Annotated in this window: 10 protein-coding genes and 1 tRNA gene; 7 read left to right on the top strand and 4 right to left on the bottom strand. The window is 50.4% G+C overall.

What is annotated here, in order from left to right; genetic code table 11:
- Positions 1-89 precede the first annotated feature (89 nt).
- Together V5T57_RS14960 and V5T57_RS14955 are read left to right on the top strand one after the other, a co-directional pair.
- Positions 90-1,739 carry a nitroreductase family protein gene (locus V5T57_RS14960; protein ID WP_332892046.1) on the top strand — a complete coding sequence of 550 codons (1,650 nt, stop codon included), beginning with the start codon at positions 90-92 and terminating at the stop codon, positions 1,737-1,739.
- Between the two features lie 64 nt (positions 1,740-1,803).
- Positions 1,804-1,879, top strand: a tRNA-Thr gene (locus tag V5T57_RS14955).
- Between the two features lie 319 nt (positions 1,880-2,198).
- Here V5T57_RS14955 and V5T57_RS14950 read toward each other — a convergent pair.
- Positions 2,199-2,564 (bottom strand): hypothetical protein, encoded by a 366-nt coding sequence (locus V5T57_RS14950; protein WP_332892045.1) that lies wholly within the window; start codon positions 2,562-2,564, stop codon positions 2,199-2,201.
- A 483-nt stretch (positions 2,565-3,047) separates the two neighbouring features.
- On the opposite strand from V5T57_RS14950, the gene V5T57_RS14945 reads away from it, so the two are divergent.
- Positions 3,048-3,260 (top strand): hypothetical protein, encoded by a 213-nt coding sequence (locus tag V5T57_RS14945; RefSeq protein ID WP_332892044.1) that lies wholly within the window; start codon positions 3,048-3,050, stop codon positions 3,258-3,260.
- Positions 3,261-3,376: 116 nt separating this feature from the next.
- Here the strand turns inward: V5T57_RS14945 and V5T57_RS14940 are convergent, their stop codons facing one another.
- A complete protein-coding gene (locus V5T57_RS14940; RefSeq protein ID WP_332892043.1) occupies positions 3,377-5,716 on the bottom strand; it encodes an ATP-binding protein in 2,340 nt (779 codons plus the stop codon).
- 176 nt (positions 5,717-5,892) lie between these two features.
- On the opposite strand from V5T57_RS14940, the gene V5T57_RS14935 reads away from it, so the two are divergent.
- Complete coding sequence (locus V5T57_RS14935; RefSeq protein WP_332892042.1) at positions 5,893-6,672, top strand: substrate-binding periplasmic protein; 780 nt, start codon at positions 5,893-5,895, stop codon at positions 6,670-6,672.
- Here V5T57_RS14935 and V5T57_RS14930 read toward each other — a convergent pair.
- Both V5T57_RS14930 and V5T57_RS14925 read right to left on the bottom strand, forming a co-directional pair.
- On the bottom strand, positions 6,669-8,735 hold the full coding sequence (locus V5T57_RS14930) for an ABC transporter permease (RefSeq protein WP_332892041.1): 2,067 nt from the start codon (positions 8,733-8,735) through the stop codon (positions 6,669-6,671). The two genes, V5T57_RS14935 and V5T57_RS14930, sit on opposite strands and share 4 nt — an antisense overlap.
- A gap of 12 nt (positions 8,736-8,747) precedes the next feature.
- A complete protein-coding gene (locus V5T57_RS14925; RefSeq protein ID WP_332892040.1) occupies positions 8,748-9,488 on the bottom strand; it encodes an ABC transporter ATP-binding protein in 741 nt (246 codons plus the stop codon).
- A 199-nt stretch (positions 9,489-9,687) separates the two neighbouring features.
- On the opposite strand from V5T57_RS14925, the gene V5T57_RS14920 reads away from it, so the two are divergent.
- The 3 genes from V5T57_RS14920 (at position 9,688) to V5T57_RS14910 (ending at position 17,205) form a co-directional block, all read left to right on the top strand.
- A complete protein-coding gene (locus tag V5T57_RS14920) occupies positions 9,688-10,680 on the top strand; it encodes an MJ1477/TM1410 family putative glycoside hydrolase (RefSeq protein ID WP_332892039.1) in 993 nt (330 codons plus the stop codon).
- A gap of 96 nt (positions 10,681-10,776) precedes the next feature.
- Positions 10,777-15,831, top strand: coding sequence for a response regulator (locus tag V5T57_RS14915; protein ID WP_332892038.1), 5,055 nt, complete (start codon positions 10,777-10,779; stop codon positions 15,829-15,831).
- Between the two features lie 225 nt (positions 15,832-16,056).
- Positions 16,057-17,205 carry an NAD(P)/FAD-dependent oxidoreductase gene (locus V5T57_RS14910; RefSeq protein WP_332892037.1) on the top strand — a complete coding sequence of 383 codons (1,149 nt, stop codon included), beginning with the start codon at positions 16,057-16,059 and terminating at the stop codon, positions 17,203-17,205.
- Positions 17,206-17,323: the final 118 nt, after the last annotated feature.

The raw sequence follows: 17,323 nt of genomic DNA, 5'->3' as shown, positions 1-17,323 counted from the left end.
CAAAAAGTCGGTGGGGAACTAAACCCACCCCATTTGCTTCTGATACCATGAAGTGTGGAAAAAATAAATAACGGCAATAAGGGGATACCATGGACAGCGTGCGTCACTACCACCAACAGACCAAGCATCGCACCGATCGTTATGCAGCCAGCCCAGAGTTTATGGATTGGGATACTCAACCCAACCCTTTTCGCCACTATGCCGGGGCGCCACGTTTTGAGCTACCATTAAGTGCCATGCAGCGGGAGGTACCCTTTACGGTGGCGCATCAACCTCATGGTCAGCACCCTCCCGAGCCCATAACACCCACCACCATAGCCGGTCTGATGGGGTTATCCTTAGGGCTTGCTGCGTGGAAAGTGGTGCCCAATACCGATCAACGGTGGGCGCTGCGTTGTAATCCCTCCAGTGGCAACCTGCATCCCACAGAGGGGTATGTGGTTATTCCAGTACTACAGGATGCTCAGCTTACACTCCCAGCGGGGGTTTACCACTACCACAGCTATGATCATGTTTTAGAGCAACGCGCTGCGGTGCCCCAAAATGAAGCTTGGCTTTCTGCTGAACAGGATGGTTTTGTAGTGGGGTTATCCTCCATTTTTTGGCGGGAGATGTGGAAGTATGGTGAGCGCGCCTACCGATACTGCCAACTGGATATTGGCCATGCCATTGCTGGGTTTCGCTATGCAGCTGCGGCAATGGGGTGGACCGTTCAGGTGCTAGATGGTGTGGGGGATGCCACGCTAACGCGTCTGCTGGGCTTGCCCTGCAACGCTTTAACAAAGGGGGAGCCAGAACCAGAGCACCCAGACCTGCTGTTATGGGTTTCCACCTCAGGTCAAGGGGCCCAAGAGGCCCAAGATCGTATGCATACCTGGGCTGAGACGGCCGAAACGGCAGGGTGGTTCGGTCAGCCCAACCTCTTAAGCCCCCGCCAGATGCATCAATGGCCGGTGGTGGATGATGTTGCTCAGGGGGCGACTCGCCCTGACCGTTCTATAACGTTACAGGGGATAACCGCATCCTCCACCCCCCCCTTGGCGACAGGTCCTTGTGAAGAGCCGTTGGATCGTATCATCTATCAACGGCGTTCTGCCCAGCAGTTTGATGGGAAGACCTCTGTGAGTCAGGAGGCCTTTTATCGGATGTTAGATGCGCTGTTACCACGCCCAGGCGTTGCCCCTTGGGATAGCCAAACTTGGCCTGTGGGCATTCATCCACTCTTTTTTGTACACCGTGTGGAGGGGTTAGAGCCGGGCATGTACCTGATGGTGCGCCATCCTCAGGCAGAACATGTGTTGAGAGAAACACTTTCTGATGATCATCACTGGTCCAAGCCAGAAGGGTGCCCCGCTCACCTGCCTCTGTATCACATGGTCGGTGGGGATGTGAAAATGGCGGCGATGATTATTAGCTGTAAACAGTCCATTGCTGGGGATTCAGCTTTCAGCCTGGGTATGTTGGCGCAGTGGGAGCAGGGGCTTAAGATTGGACCTTGGCACTACCGCAATATGTTTTGGGAGGCAGGTATGCTGGGGCAGGTGCTTTATCTAGAGGCTGAAGCTGAAGGTGTACGTGGAACAGGGATTGGCTGTTATTTTGATGACCTGTTCCATGAGCGTGCGGCGGGGTTTGAAGGCACCATTTTGCAGAGCCTTTACCACTTTACGGTTGGCGGTGCTGTTGAGGATACACGGCTAAGTACAGAGCCACCTTATGGTCATTTAAAGCGGGAATAATAGAAAATGCACATCAGTTCTTGACAGAGACCCACGGAGTGCGGTAGAAAACGTGCTTCTTTATGCCCACATGGCTCAACTGGCAGAGCAACGGATTTGTAATCCGTAGGTTGGGGGTTCAAGTCCCTCTGTGGGCACCAGACAAAACAACGGCTTGCACCTCTAGGGGTGCAAGCCGTTTTTGTTTGTGTGAACTGTCTGTGTAATCGTGTTAGATAAAATAGTCAGTCAGCGGTTTGGTATCGCTGTTTCAGGCGAGCTATGGCTGACTGGACCTGCTCCCCGTTTATCTGGATATTCCGCACTATCCTCTAAAAACTCATGATCTTATTGCTTCACCATAGGCCGTGTCTCTTCTGATCTGTGTCAGGTGTTGGGTGGTCGATCTGCTGTCATATCCCATGCAGACCGCGCCGCAGCTCTACGTTTACTCAAGATATATTTCGCCTTTTAAAAGAGCTATTGATCTGTTTTGTGATCTTTAGGTAGCAGATGATCAACGGCAGAGAGTGTCGCCTGGTCAGTAGGGAAGGCCCGTAACCGGACTGAGGTATTGAATTCAGCCGAGAGTATGTCGGCTAACTGTTGTAGGAGGGTGTTGACATGTTTCGGGGTACGTTGGGCAGAGCCACGAAATAACAGATCAGCATAAATTTTATAGGGTTCAGAGACATAACAACCGGGTTGTAGCATGACCTGGGGGGTGGCGTGTAAGGGGGCCAGCCCCTGTTTAATCGTCTGCGAAAGCTTGGGGATGAGTGATTCAGCAACCTGTTGAACGTGGGTGTCAAATGAACGATCTAGAATGATTTTCATAATGGGCATGGGTCGGGCGCCTCTTTAAATACTGGGTACGGTTAACTCTGCATGTATAAGCTTATCATATCTTGTGATTGGGTTTAGGGTCCAGATCCCTCTCAGTCCGATCGATGGAGTGTCCGTGTGTGTGCGGGTGACCCTGTGGTTGAGAGAGAACATCTGAGTTTGGTGTAAGCTTAAAGAATGGGGTGGGCCGGGGAGGCCTTGATGATACGCTTTTACACCAAACATGACCAAGACGGACGAGGGTGGTGGTCATGTGCAGAAGAGTGAAATCATAGAGGAAAAAGCCTGAGAAGCCTCGAATATACAGTGTATCTGCGTCATTCAGATGCCTGTTTATCCTGTTACCTCTATCGTGTGACGCTATGGATTGCCGGAATATACACCCACTTTGCCAGATTAGGTTTATACTAAATGTAGGTCGGATAGCTGGCATAGTTTGCGGGCTGATCCATAGACAACCCATGCGGATGAGGAGGGTTAACCATGTTAAATACAGTTCCTCATTTAACGTCACACCTTGTACAGACCCAGTGGCATGGTAAGCGCTACGAAGGTACCTGTAATATGCAGGGAGGGCTGTTGACGGTGCACTATGGTTCACAAAGTAAAATGGCTTTTGGGTATGAACAGCCGGTTCGTAATCAGATGCTGGCCAAAGAGATGCTCCATGAACTGATCGCACAGCGACCCCATTAAGCATGTGTCACCTAGAAAGGTGTGGGGTTAGGATGCGTGCCGGGCCTGCATGATCCCCATGGAGCCAACCCTCTGAGCGTATGTAAGGAAGGCGCTGTTGGCTCGGCCCCTAATCCTTATGATGGGTTTGGGTTGGCAGATTTTGGGGGTTTTACGGATGAGAGCTTTTCCATGAGCTTTTGAACTTCGGATGAACTGACCGGTTTGGCCATGACATCATCCATGCCCACTTGGCGACAGCGCTCTAAGGTGCTGGATAGAACATCAGCTGTTAGGCCGATAATAGGGATGTGTGTATCTTTTTTCTGCTCTCTATTGCGAATGCTCTGTGTGGCTTGTAAACCATCCATAATGGGCATGCGTAGATCCATGAGAATAAGATCAAATGCCTGTTGTGCATAGTGGTCCAGTGCCTCTTGGCCATTCCCAACTACGGTCACCTGGTGACCCGCACTTTGTAAGATCTCTTGTGCAACTTGTTGATTGATGAAGTCATCTTCTACCAACAAAATAGAGAGTGATGTGGTCGGGATTATCGGCATTGGTGTTGGCTGCTGTTGCTCGGTTGTTGTGTGGTCAACCGCTTGTAAAGGTAGCCAAAAGTGGAAGGTAGAGCCAATGCCGCGTTGGCTTTCTGCTGTAACATCTCCATCCATGGCTTGAGCCAATTTTTTACAAATGGCCAGCCCCAATCCTGCCCCCCCATGGGCCCGTGATAGTGATCCGTCAGCCTGGGTAAAGGGATCAAACAGACGGGGCATCTCCTGTTCCGGAATGCCGATACCGCTATCGGTTACCTGAAAATGGACCATATGTTTGGTGCTGTCAGAGATCTCCTGACTATACATAGAGAGTACAATTTCACCCTGCTCTGTAAACTTAACGGCATTGCTGATTAGGTTAAGCAAAATCTGTTGCATCCGTACACTATCCCCTATAACAGCGGGGGGGAGTGAGGTATCCCACGTTACCCGTAATGCCACACCTTTCTCTTCGGCTTTACTTAAAAAGGTCTGTTGGGCGGCTTGGGCGATTTCACGTAGATTACAAGGCAGTAAATCCAGCACCAACTGTCCTGCTTCCATTTTGGAGATATCCAAAATATCAGTCAGCAAAGCGCGCAGTACTGTCGCGGCATGACCAATCATCCGTACTTGGCGGGATTGCTGTTCATCCAGCCGGGTACGGTTGAGCTGTTCAAGCATACCAAGAACACCGTTCAATGGGGTGCGTATTTCATGGCTCATAATGGCCAAAAATTCACTCTTGGTACGGTTAGCTGCTTCTGCAATTTCCTTGTCTCGCTGGGCTTCTTCCATATGACGGCGGTGGGTGATATCCCGCGCAATGCCGTCGATAGAGATCACCCTTTGTCCTCCATCCATAACCGGAACTTCCACCACTTCCAGTAGATGAACATCCCGATTTTTATGATAGACCTCCAGTTGATAGGGAGGGGGCTTCTCTCCCCTTAAACTCATGGCCATAAACTGCTGGGCCTGATCATTAATGGGGCTCTGGGGCATATTGGTGGAAAAATGGGTGAGGAAGGCATCCTGCTCGTAACCCAAAACAGACTCGATCGATGGACTAACAAAGGTAAAAAACCCTTGAGTGTCGTGGGAGTAGAGAAAAAATCCGCCACTAATATTGTCGATCAGACGGCGGTACTTCTCTTTGCTGCGTCGCAATTGATGCTGTGTATTTTCAATCTCTTCTAGATCATCGGTAATACGTAGCTGCATTTTATTGATGGCTAAGGCGATACAATCGAGCTCATCATTTTGATTTTTTTGTGGAGGCAGGGCCAGCTCGGGGCTCTGTTCCAAAGTGCTGAGAGAAAACTGATTGACCCAAGCACCAAGTGCATCAAGACGGTGTATCACCACCTTACGAATGATCAGTAGAATAAAGAAAGATACGGCAAAGGTTTTTAAGGTTTGCGTAGCCAGGATAACCCAGGCCTTATCAATAATTTGTTGCCGTAACGGTTGCGTGGTTGCGGTAATATGCAACGTCCCAAGCTGTAGGGTTAAGCCCGCTGTATCGGTATGGCTTAAAGGGGCTTGCATCATAAGGGTATTGCTCGTGTCAGGTAGGCGCCCGACAATAAGCGGATCTTCACCCTGCTTCAGGGTAATACGTACTTGGGATACTTCTGGGATCAGCAGAATGCCTTGGAGTTGAGCACGGGATTGATCTTCGTTGAGATCCCACAGGCTTTTAACCAAGCCAGGGGCTGAACTCAGGGCGGCATTAGACATGCGCTGATGGATGCTGCTTAATCCACTGCGGTAGTCGCTCCAGAGTTGAACCAGCGCAGCCAAGCAAGCAAACATGGCACTAACCAGGATAATCGCATAAAGCAAGCGACGACCCAGTGAGCGTTGCGCCACGGCGGTTGGTGGCGTAACGATGGCCTGTTTGGCTGGATGGGATAACGGCTCCGTACTCATATATCTCCACCCCCCTCCTGGTGGATATGTGACGTTGCGTGTGCAGGGTGAACCTCAAAAAGGCCGTCCCTTTTAGATTTTTGGAAACTCTAGGTTATCACGAACCATCCAAAAGTGTGTATCATTGATCTTAAAGATCTCCTATGCCGTTAGGTCTATGTTTACAAGGAAAGTTCATGCGCTATATATCCATACTATTGCTGCTGCTGACCCTCTCTATCGGTAATATAAACCAGCCTGCTTATGGAGAAGAGAAAGGGCCGGTTATTTTGGTGGCCAACCCTTGGTGCCCCTATAATTGTCGTACCCAGGGTGATCAGCAGGGTTATGTTGTTGAGCTGGCCAGAGCAGCCTTTGCGCAGTATGGGCGAAAGTTGGTGTACCAACATATGCCCTGGGAAAGAGCGTTGCTTGAGGCCGACCAAGGGCGTGTAGATGGGGTGATTGGTGCTGCCCAAGAGGAGGCGCCTGAACTGATCTACCCTCAAAGCCCGATTGGTATGAGTAGTGTCTCCTTTGTGGCCCGGCGTAATCACAACTGGACCTACCGGAATTTGGAAGATCTGAAGGGGTTGGTTGTTGGGATAACGCCAGGGTTTGCCTATGGGGATGCTCTGGATGAATATTTTGCCAAGACCCCAGAGGGGGTTAAAAAGCTCTTCGGTACCGATCCCTTAAAACAGGGGTTGCGGTTGATCCTGGCCAAGCGTCTGGATGTTACGCTGGATGATGATGCTGTACTGCGCTATATGTTGAAAAAGAACCGTTGGGAAGGACAGTTGCAGTTGGCTGGGCATGCCGATGATGCGGTTCCTCTATTTATAGGTTTTTCACCAAAGGGTGAGCGTGGCAAACAGTTGGCAAAGGAGCTTGATGCAGGTATTCACCTGTTGCGCCAGCAAGGTAAGTTAGAGCAAATTCTTAAAAAATATGCGCTTAAGGATTGGGCCCCCTAGTCCATTTGTGGTAAGCCGTGAAAGCTCTGTTTATGAGCCGCTCGAGCGGGAAGGTAGGCCACAAGCCAGCTGCTGAGCAGAATAAAGGCCCCTAAAATCAAGTTATCCCGTCGTGAAAAGTGGTAGCTGTGGGGTTGGTCCGTCAGTTGTTGCACGATCTCAATGCCCATCCACCCTGCCACATGGCCCATGAGCATGGCCGTAAGCGTGACAAGTATACCTAACGTTACCCCTTCATATTGTAGAAGGCGTCGGCGTTGGTTGGGGCTCATGCCCAAGCTGTTGAAAATAGCAAACTCACCACCCCTCTGTTGCAGCTGGATCAGCTGAGTGTGGGTCATACCCATACAGACCAGTACGATTGTGACCGCCAAAATAAGATCAACAATGACAAAATCCCGGTTAATTTCCCGTGCTCGGTTGTAGGCAACATAGCCTTGGTGGGCTTTGCTTTTGTAAATGGGGGTAAGCAGATGCCGTAAACTTTGGGCGTTGGTATTCATACGGCTGTGGTGCAGTAAGGCATAACGTCCTAATGAAGAGCCCAGTTCGGTTTTGAAGAGTGCCGTACCTGAGGTGACCAAAATACGTTGTTTAAGTTGACTAAGTGGCGTGGGTTCCAGCAACAGGCCAAGATCGTTGTTTATCTCGGCAATGGGGATTTTCCACCTACCCTTAGGTGTCATAAGTTCGATGCTCTGTCCAACAGTCCAGCCTTTTTGGTGGGCCATTTCGTGGCTAATTATGGCTACACCTGGCGGCAGCTCTGTTTTACCCCTGGCCAAACGAAAGGCATTGAGCGCTTGCTGATCCACCAAGCGAAAAGGGAGACCCCCCACCAATCCCTTGTTGGAGAGTGGAATGAGGTGGAGTGCCTGTTTGTTAAGCTGTTGGGTAACCCATTTTGGGTCCATGGGCACAAAAGGGTTGCGCTCCAGCATGGTGTAGGGGGTGCTCCATTGATAAAAATCCTGAACAATACGATGTTTCATGCTGTGGGTAACCACATGCAGCGCAATGGTTAAGGCAAAAACCACGGTGAGGGCGTTAAAAGAAAAGAGCAGGGTATCCCGCCGATAAATCATGGCGCGCCCCGTTAAGAAGGCCTCCATGGGGTGTAGGTATCTTAGAAGGCTGGTTATCGCTGCAATACCTCCATTAAGGAGGGGGCGTACAAACCAGATCAATAGCACCACAAAGATAAACAGCGCGGTAACATCGGCCAGCAGCAGTAAAGCCACCGAGACCCAGCTGGTTAAAAAAGGGTGCATCAGCAGATAGCTTGCGGCAAACAGTAGGGGAAGCAGCCACAGGTAGGCCTTGGGATCTTCAACCGTCCAAGTTGGGGTGGCTGGGTGGGCTTGGGTAGCCTGGCTCATAGGCATCTTCCACACGGTCCATAATGAGGGAATAACACCGATTGTGGTGATCATGAGGCATAAACCAGCCATAAGGGTTAGCTCTAGCCATGGCATCTGCCCGGTCCACAGGATGGGGTGCCCCAACGTAGAGAGACCTTTGGAGATTAACACTTTGGTGACCGGCGCCACCAAGAGCACCCCAAGCAAAGTACCCAAGGCTCCGAGCAGTAGGGCCTGAGCCAATAGAATATGAACAATTTGGCGACGAAAACTGCCCAATAAGCGCAACAAGGCAAAGGCCTTTAATTGACCGCTTAAATGACCCGTTAGTGTATGGAAAATAATGAAACTGCCGATTAAGAATGTGACTTGAGAGGCAGCACGGATCAAAATACGAAAGGCTTGATCTTCTCGTTGTTCCTGCGCCTGATCCAGGGATGTTGAGGGCTTGCTGGTGGTCGGTTGTATCCACTGAATATGGGGTAGGGGGATCCGCCCCCGTTCATGGGCAACCAGCTTTTGCCGCGTGGTCTGCTCCTGGTGCTGTACGGCTTGGGGCTGGTTAAGGCTAACGTGGTCCAGGGTTAAAATGACCCCGGCCACCATCATACAGCTGGCCACGCCCAGCAGGGCAATGATGAAATGGAGTGGGTGTGTTTGGAGTGTCCGGCGTATTAAAAGGAGATAGAGTGTCCAAGACATCGTTGCCTCCCCTTAAATACCCAGTTGTGCCAGTTGATTATAAATAAGGGTAAGAAAATCCTGCTCTGTCTGAGGCGTTAGTTGATGATGAATGTGCCCATCATGCAAAAAACAGACACGGTGTGCCCATGCGGCATGCTCGGCACTGTGGGTCACAAGAATAAGGGCGCAGTTTTGCTCTTCTACCACCTCTTTTAGTGTGTGAAGTATGCGCTTACCCGTGGCTGGGTTGACATTACCTGTGGGTTCATCGGCCAACAAAAGAGGGGGGCGCATAACCAGGGCGCGGGCAATGGAGACCAACTGCATCTCCCCCCCTGAAAGTTGGGCGGGTAGGTGGTTTGCCCGGTCATGCATGCCCACCATGGATAGCAGGGTGTTGATCCACACTTGGTGCTGAGTAGGATCTTGCCCATCAATGAATAAGGGCAGAGCAATATTCTCCCGTACCGTTAGCATGGGAACCAGATTAAAAAACTGGAAGATGATACCCATGGTGTGACGACGTAGCTGTGCGCTGGCTTGTTCCTGATGATGTTGAGCGACCTCTCCCTGTAGAATGATCTGCCCTTTATCCATCCGTTCAATTCCAGCAACACAGTTGAGCAGAGTGGTTTTGCCACTGCCACTGGGGCCCATGATCGCAACCGTCTCTCCTGCTTGAACGTCAAGGTTAATGCCCCTGAGGACCTCAATGTGGTTCTGCCCCATGGAAAAACCTTTGGTTAACTGCTCCACATGTAAAAGGCTCATCCAAATAGCTCCATTGGTAGAAGAGATATCTTTAATGTACAGGATCGTTATACAGAGCCCAAGATGTTCCAAAGGTGTGGGTTGGATAGAGAGAACGAACAGAATTGTGGCAGTTGTGTGTTAAGAGGCAGGTTTTTCTTCTCCGATTCTTGTCTAGTGGGTAAAATGGCCAAAATTATATGGGGTTTGGAGGTTTGGCATGTTTGGCTCAAAATGGATGTTTTTTCTGGTGTTGGGTATGGGTATGGTCGGTCATGTGGATGCTGCGGATAGAGATTGGCTTTATCAACTTCAGGATGCCGATCCAAAAGCCATTGTAAAAACCCGCTTTCCTTTGGTGGTCATGGATCCAACACGCCATGGTGATGAGGGGAGCCGTTATACCCAAAAAGAAATCGATTTGATCACCAATGCAGGCAAACTCCCCGTTGCTTATTTCTCCATTGGCGAAGCGGAGAACTATCGGAGTTATTGGAACGATGCCTGGGTGGATGCTCAAACTCATGAACCAACCGATCTAGCCCCGAGTTGGTTGGGGAAGACCAACCCCGACTGGCCCGGTAACTTTAAAGTACGTTATTGGGAAGAGGAGTGGTGGCAAGATGTTTTAAAGCCGGAGCTTAGACGTATTGTGCAACAAGGTTTTCGTGGGGTTTATCTGGATATTATCGATGCGTTTGAGTATTGGCCTGACCCAACCCGCCATGGTTTACCCAAAGGGCATGAGCAGGTTCGTTCTGGAGATCCTCGGCGTACGGTGGATGCCGCACAACGCATGATTGCTCTGGTCATGCGCATGGCCAAAACAGCCCGTGAAATGGGTGGGCGGGATTTTCTCATCATTCCCCAAAATGGTGAATCCATTGTCGATCATGATTGGGGTGGGGATTATTTGGCCACAATCAACGGTATTGGGGTGGAAAGTGTTTGGTACGTCAAAACGGAGAAACAGCAGGACCAAGGATGGTTAAAACAGCGGCTCAAACGTTTGCGGCGCATTGCGGCAACGCCAGGTAATAAGGTCTTGTCGGTTGATTATGTGGATAATGGCGAGCGTGATGATCCTAAAAATCTGCAACGTATTCAAGATTATCAGCGTCTTTGCCATAAAGAGGGCTTTTGGTGCTATGCCGCCCGTGATGATCAGGCTTTGGATGAATTGAACATTATTCCAGGACGGCAGCCCAAATAAGCGTATTTAGCAAAGTAATTTAATTGAGATCAACCCCTTAAAGCGACTACACTGGCATATACCCTTTTTGTAACTTTTGCTTGTATTTGAGGCCAGATGGTCGATGCTAACGATAAAATGGTGAGCATCCTCCTTGTTGAGGATTCCAAAAGTTTCGCCTCCCTGCTCCAGGGTCGTATTCAGCAAAGTCTGGGTTTTAATGTTGCCTGGGCTGCGACGCTTGCTCAGGCTCAAGCTCGGCTGGAGGCCAACGCCGAACGCTATCTGCTGGCTATCCTAGATCTGCACCTGCCTGATGCCCCCAATGGTGAGGTGGTGGATATGGTTCTGGACCATAACCTGCCTGCCATCGTTTTAACCGGTGATACCCACGATAAAATGCGCACCCAGTTTTTTAAAAAAGGGGTGCTGGACTACTTTGTTAAAAATAACCGAAGCGTCATTGATGCTGTTTTGCATAGTGTGGCGCGGGTGGAGCGTAACCGACACCTCTCCATTATGGTGGTGGATGACTCTCGTAGTGCCCGTTCGGTGCTCAGTCTTTTTCTACAGCGCTACGGTTTTGAGGTGCTGCAAGCCAAGGATGGGGTAGAAGCGTGGGCGACCCTAGAAAAAAGACCCGTTAATCTGGTCATTACCGATTATGAAATGCCCCATATGGATGGGGTGGTGCTCACCACCAAATTACGCTCACGTTACAGCCGGGATGATATGGCCATTATCGGTCTCTCTTCGGCGGGGCGTTCGGAACTGGCGGTTGGGTTTATCAAGGCTGGCGCCAATGACTTTTTGGTTAAGCCTTATGAACCGGAGGAGTTAATTAGCCGGGTTTACCAAAGTGCGGAAAGTATTGAGCGCTATGGAGAGCTCAAGCAAATGGTGGTACGGCATAAGGCGGTGTTAAATAATGCCTTAGATGCCATCATCACCACAGATCATAAAGGCCATGTCATCAGCTACAACCCCGCAGCAGAGAAGCTGTTTGGGTATGATGCCCGTACCATTATTGGTGAGTGCCTTTCTGAACACATGATCCCTGAACACCTTCAACCCAAACATGCTCAAGCGCTGGCGGCATTGGTGACGGGTGAGCGAGATGTTGAATCGATTCAGCGCCGGATGGAGACCACCGGTAAGCGGATTGATGGGGAGCTTATCGATTTACAGATTGCCCTTTCTGCCATGAAGCAGGGTGATCAAATGCGGTTCACCGCATTTATTCAAGATATTACAGATAAAAAACAACTTCTTAAGTCATTAGAAGAGACTTTGGCCGCGGCGGAAGCTGCCAGTAAAGCCAAAAGTGCATTCATTGCCAATATGAGCCATGAAATCCGCACACCGATGAATGCTGTGCTTGGCTTTACCGACTTGGCACTGCGTGGGGATTTAACGCCTAAAATACGAGACTATTTAGAGAAAACCAAAAATGCCAGTCACTCATTGATGGGGATTATCAATGATATTCTGGACTTCTCTAAAATGGATATGGGGCGACTTGAGCTGGATCCGGTCAAGTTTGATCTCCATTTTATGTTGGAACGGCTGGCTGACCTCTTTAGTAAGCAGGCGGCGGATCGCCATGTAGATCTGGTCTTTTTGGCCCCTCTTGGTTTTAACCAGGTGCTTTATGGCGATGCGATGCGTCTAGAGCAGATCCTAATCAACCTAATCCGTAATGCCATTAAGTTTACAGAAAATGGCTTCATTACCGTCGCCATTACACCGGAGGTTGTGCAGGAGCACCGGGTCCGCTTGAACTGCTCGGTCAAGGATACTGGTATTGGTATTGACCCTGAGCAACTGCCCCATCTTTTTGCCCCCTTTGTACAGGCCGATAGCTCAACAACCCGTAAATTTGGTGGTACAGGGTTGGGGCTCTCTATCGTTAAGCGTTTGGTCACGCTTATGGATGGTGCGGTCTGGGCGGAGAGTTTCCCTGGGGAAGGTAGTCTGTTCAGTTTTGATGTGATGGTGGACCATCACTCCGAGGATCGTCGTAACCGACCCATGTTACCGGAGACCCTTTGGGGCCGGCGGGTTTTGGTGGTGGATGATAATCCAGCCTCTCGGGATCATCTGGAAGCGCTACTCACATCGCTCTCTTTGGCGCCGACACTCTGCGAAACCCCAGATGAAGCCTTGCAGGTACTTTTAACTGAAAATGGAGGAGAAAAACCCTTCCACTATCTGTTGTTGGATTGGGGCTTGCCCGGTAAAGATGGGGTTGTTTCTGCCATTGAAATACGTGCTGCGCTGGATGCCGCCCTGCCAGGATTATCCTATCCACACATTGTGCTGCTTAGTGCGTTTGGTATGGAGGAGATCAAAACCCAGGCGGAACGGGCAGGGGTGGATGTCTGTGTGGATAAGCCGGTTGCACGCGAGCGTTTAATCTCTGCGCTGTGTGGGGATTGGCAAGAGCAGGATCAGCATCGGGATCGGCGCCAAGTACAGCAGCTGGCTGCTGAGTCTGAGGTTGGGCGCCATGTTGGTAGTGCCCATGTCTTGTTGGTGGAAGATAACCCCATCAATCAACAGGTCGCCTTGGAGCTGCTGGAGCGGGTCGGGTTGGTGGTGGATCTGGCTGAAAATGGGCAAAAAGCCCTGGACCGTATGGCGCGCTTTGACTATGACCTGGTGCTTATGGATCTGCATATGCCGGTCATGGATGGTATGCAGGCGATTAAAAGTATAAGAGATAAAGAAAAAGGTAAGCCATTACCCGTGGTGGCGCTGTCTACCGGAACCACCGATGAAGATTTGGTGGATCTGGAGAGTATGGGTTTTCAAGAGAGCTTGGATAAGCCGATCCGCCCGGAGCGGCTCTATGGCGTTTTAAAACGCTGGATCACACTACCTAGCATGGCACAGCAGTATGAGGTGATCTCTCGAGGGGATGAAGTCCCCATGATGCGTGGTGTGGATCCTGAAGTGGGTCTTAACCGTTTGGCGGGCAACCATGATCTGTTTGTGGTGCTGCTCGGGCGCTTTTATCAACGCTATTGGGAGAGCCTACCCCTCTTCACAGATCTCTGTAGCAAGGGTGAATGGAACCCGTTAAGTCGTGAGATCCATGCGCTGCGGGGGCGTGCTGCAGCTTTGGGTGCGCAGGAACTGGCCAAGGAAGCGGTCGCTTTGGAACTGGCTGCTGCGGATGGCCACGAAGCGGTCATGGAGGCTGCCTTCCACAGTTTTAGTAAACGGTTGGAACAGTTGCTTGAGGGGATCCGTGGACATCAAACCGGGGAGAGCCCGGCGGTTGTGCAGAGCATGGTCAGTGGTGAACTCCCCATATTGGAAACGGATTTAACGGTTGCTGGACCGCTGTTGGATAAACTGGCAGGGCGTTTGAAGTTCCACAGTATAGAAGTTGACGCGCTATTGGATGCTTTTGGGGAGATCCTTAAGGATACCCCGGCAGCCACAGCCTATTGGACCGTACGTAAGCATGTGGAGCGTTATAATTTTCAGGAGGCCTTCCAGGGTGTGCTGCAAATTTCCAAGGCGTTGCAGTATGAGATTGCAGAAGAACATCTTACCTGCGCCCACAGTGTTAAAGAGCGGCTACTGATTGTTGATGATCAGCCGGATAATGTGGATGTGCTTAAGGAAATTTTGACTGACTATGAACGTTTGGTTGCGTTGAGTGGCCCAGAAGCGCTGATGTTGGCCCAGTGCCAGCATCAACCAGATATGATCCTGTTGGATATTATGATGCCGGAGATGAACGGCTATGAGGTCTGCCGTCGTCTTAAAGCAACAGAAGCCACGCAAGAAATTCCCGTTATCTTTGTCAGTGCCAAAAAAGAGGTGGTGGATGAAGCGGAAGGGTTCCAACTGGGGGCTGTTGACTACATAACCAAGCCCTATCACAGTGAAGTGGTGCGTCGGCGTGTTCATAGTCAACTTGAGTTGAAGCGGCATCGGGATCGGTTGGAAAAACAGGTGCGTATGCGCACCTCGGAACTGGAACTGGCCACCCGTGAAGCCGAACTGCGTAAGGATGAGGCGGAAGCGGGTAACCGCGCCAAGAGTGAATTTTTGGCCATTATGAGCCATGAAATCCGGACCCCTTTGAACGCCATTTTGGGTACCCATGAGTTGTTGGATGAAACCTCTTTGTCAGAGGAACAACTGGGGTTGATGGAGATCTCCCGCAATGCTGGTGAACTGCTGCTTAATCTGGTGAATGAGACGTTGGATCTCTCAAAAATTGAAGCCGGTAAGCTGGATTTGGAGTATGCCACGTTTGATCTGCCCAAACTGGTTCGTGAGATCTGTGAGATCAAACGGGTTGCAGCCAATCAAAAAGGTATTGAGCTGGTCGAAGAGATCGAGTTAGCGGTTCCCCGCTTTGTGATGGGTGATCCTGACCGTCTTCGTCAAATTTTGGTTAACCTGCTTTCCAACGCCATTAAATTTACCAGTGCGGGGCGTGTCACACTGCACATTACCCGTGGTGCTGCGGACCGTACTTTCTTTAAGGTCAGCGATACAGGGGTTGGCATTTCGAGCGAAAAGATGGAGAAAATTTTCCATCCATTTACTCAGGCGGATACCACAACCACACGAAAATTTGGTGGGACTGGCTTGGGCCTAACCATCTGCAAGCATCTCTCTGAAGCTATGGGGGGAGATATTGGGGTAGAGAGCCAAGAGGGTGTTGGTGCCGTCTTTACCGTCAATTTGCCCTTCCCAAGAGCCGAAAGCTCGCTGGATATTTTAAATGAAGAGTCCGGTTTTGTCCCCCCTCCCCAGCAGAGGCCGCTCTCCATTTTGGTGGCAGATGACGCCGAGGATAACCGTAAGCTGGTGAGCGCGTTCCTGGCAAAAAGTGATCACCGCTTGGAGCTGTGTCATGATGGCGCTCAGGCTGTGGATAAATTTAAAACCGGCCATTATGATATGGTGCTTATGGATCTTCTGATGCCGGTGCTGGACGGTTATGGTGCCATGCGTAAGATCCGCGAGTGGGAGAAACAGAACAACCGTCTTCGTACACCCATTATCGCCTTAACCGCACTCTCTGTACGCCGGGACCTGGATAAGGCCATGGAGTGTGGAAGTGATTTTTATCTGACCAAACCCTTCCGTAAACAGCAGTTGTTGGATGCAATTACCAGCGTACACACCATGTTGGATGGATAACCTCCCCACCTCTCAACAATACCGCGCCCCTTTTTAATACCATCTGTCCGTTCGCTTTTTCTGTACGGTTCCTAACAGCTGAATGAGTGAATGTGTGGTAGCAAAGCTTTCTTCTCTGTTTTTCAGGGAACCAAATCTCAGCTGTTTCGCTCCCAATATATAGTACCGAAAAGGTACCAATAAAGAAATTCAATCCGCTTTGTGCGGTGATACGGAGATATTGCCATGAATCCATTGGTGATTATTGGAACTGGCTTAGCTGGCTACGGGCTAGCCAAGGAGTTGAGAAAGCTCAAAGATTCCCGCCCCATTACTTTGATCACAGGGGATGATGGATCTTTTTACTCCAAACCCATGTTGTCCAGCGCTTTGGCACAGAACAAAGATGCACAAGGTCTGGTTATGGCCAGTGCTGAACAGATGTCTGAACAGTTGGATGCTCAGGTTTTAACCCATACCTTTGTGGATCATATTGAACCGGCCAAACGGCAAGTGGTTCTGACGGATGGTCAAGTGGTTTCTTATGCACAGTTGGTGCTCGCTGTGGGCGCGAACCCGATTCAGCTTCCATTTCGGGGGACAGGGGCATCCGATGTTATGCAGGTTAACTCTTTAGCAGATTATGCGCAGTGGCGTGACCGTTTAAAGGATGTCGAAAAGGTTATTCTTATCGGTCCTGGATTAATTGGCTGTGAGTTTGCCAACGATCTACTAAAGGTGGGTAAGAAGGTGGCTTTGGTTGGCCCCGACCCTTGGCCCATCAGCACCCTCATTCCAGAAAAGGCTGGGCGAGCTTTACAACAGGTTTTGAAAAAAGTGGGGGCGCAGTGGCACCTTGAAACCTTTAATGGAGCCATTGAAAAAGAGGGTCGCCACTATCAGACCACATTAAAGAACGGCACTGTGGTTGATGGGGATCTGGTGCTCTCTGCGGTGGGGCTAAAACCTAATGTCGATATGGCCAAAGCTGCCGGATTGGCTGTTAATCGGGGGATTGTGACCAACGAATATCTACAAACCTCAGACCCCCATATTTATGCACTGGGGGACTGTGCAGAGGTTAATGGTGCCAATTTACCTTACGTGCAGCCTCTAATGGTTGGGGGGCGTGCATTGGCCGCCACGCTGGCCCATAAACCAACACCTGTTATCTACCCGATTATGCCGGTGGTTATTAAAACAACCCTTCACCCCATTGTGACCATGCCCCCTGGAGACCGGGCTGGCTCTTGGTTTATGAGCCACACACCTAAAGGTGTGATGGGGCGCTACATGGGAGAAGGCGGTGTGCTTGAAGGCTTTGTTCTTACAGGAGAACATACCAAGCTTAAAAGCACTTTGGTTAAAGAGATGCAAACAGCTATTGCAGCTTAAACCGCTCATGAATGGTATTGGGGCTGGTCTTCGAGGGGGGAGGCCAGGGAGGGAAGGGACGACAGGTTAGCGCCTGTCGTCCCTTTATTATTGGGTGATCCTTAAGGGTGGGAGTGGC

The sequence above is a fragment of the Magnetococcus sp. PR-3 genome (assembly GCF_036689865.1).
In the GTDB taxonomy this organism is placed as follows: Bacteria; Pseudomonadota; Magnetococcia; order Magnetococcales; family Magnetococcaceae; genus Magnetococcus.
The sequence above is the reverse complement of the archived record's forward strand: the minus strand, read 5'-3'. Positions and strand labels throughout refer to the sequence as shown.

Coding starts and splice junctions, on each gene's coding strand:
- V5T57_RS14950 (WP_332892045.1), bottom strand. CDS start 2,564: ATGCCCATTATGAAAATCATTCTAGATCGTTCATTTGACACCCACGTT.
- V5T57_RS14945 (WP_332892044.1), top strand. CDS start 3,048: ATGTTAAATACAGTTCCTCATTTAACGTCACACCTTGTACAGACCCAG.
- V5T57_RS14940 (WP_332892043.1), bottom strand. CDS start 5,716: ATGAGTACGGAGCCGTTATCCCATCCAGCCAAACAGGCCATCGTTACG.
- V5T57_RS14960 (WP_332892046.1), top strand. CDS start 90: ATGGACAGCGTGCGTCACTACCACCAACAGACCAAGCATCGCACCGAT.
- V5T57_RS14925 (WP_332892040.1), bottom strand. CDS start 9,488: ATGAGCCTTTTACATGTGGAGCAGTTAACCAAAGGTTTTTCCATGGGG.
- V5T57_RS14935 (WP_332892042.1), top strand. CDS start 5,893: ATGCGCTATATATCCATACTATTGCTGCTGCTGACCCTCTCTATCGGT.
- V5T57_RS14930 (WP_332892041.1), bottom strand. CDS start 8,735: ATGTCTTGGACACTCTATCTCCTTTTAATACGCCGGACACTCCAAACA.
- V5T57_RS14915 (WP_332892038.1), top strand. CDS start 10,777: ATGGTCGATGCTAACGATAAAATGGTGAGCATCCTCCTTGTTGAGGAT.
- V5T57_RS14920 (WP_332892039.1), top strand. CDS start 9,688: ATGTTTGGCTCAAAATGGATGTTTTTTCTGGTGTTGGGTATGGGTATG.
- V5T57_RS14910 (WP_332892037.1), top strand. CDS start 16,057: ATGAATCCATTGGTGATTATTGGAACTGGCTTAGCTGGCTACGGGCTA.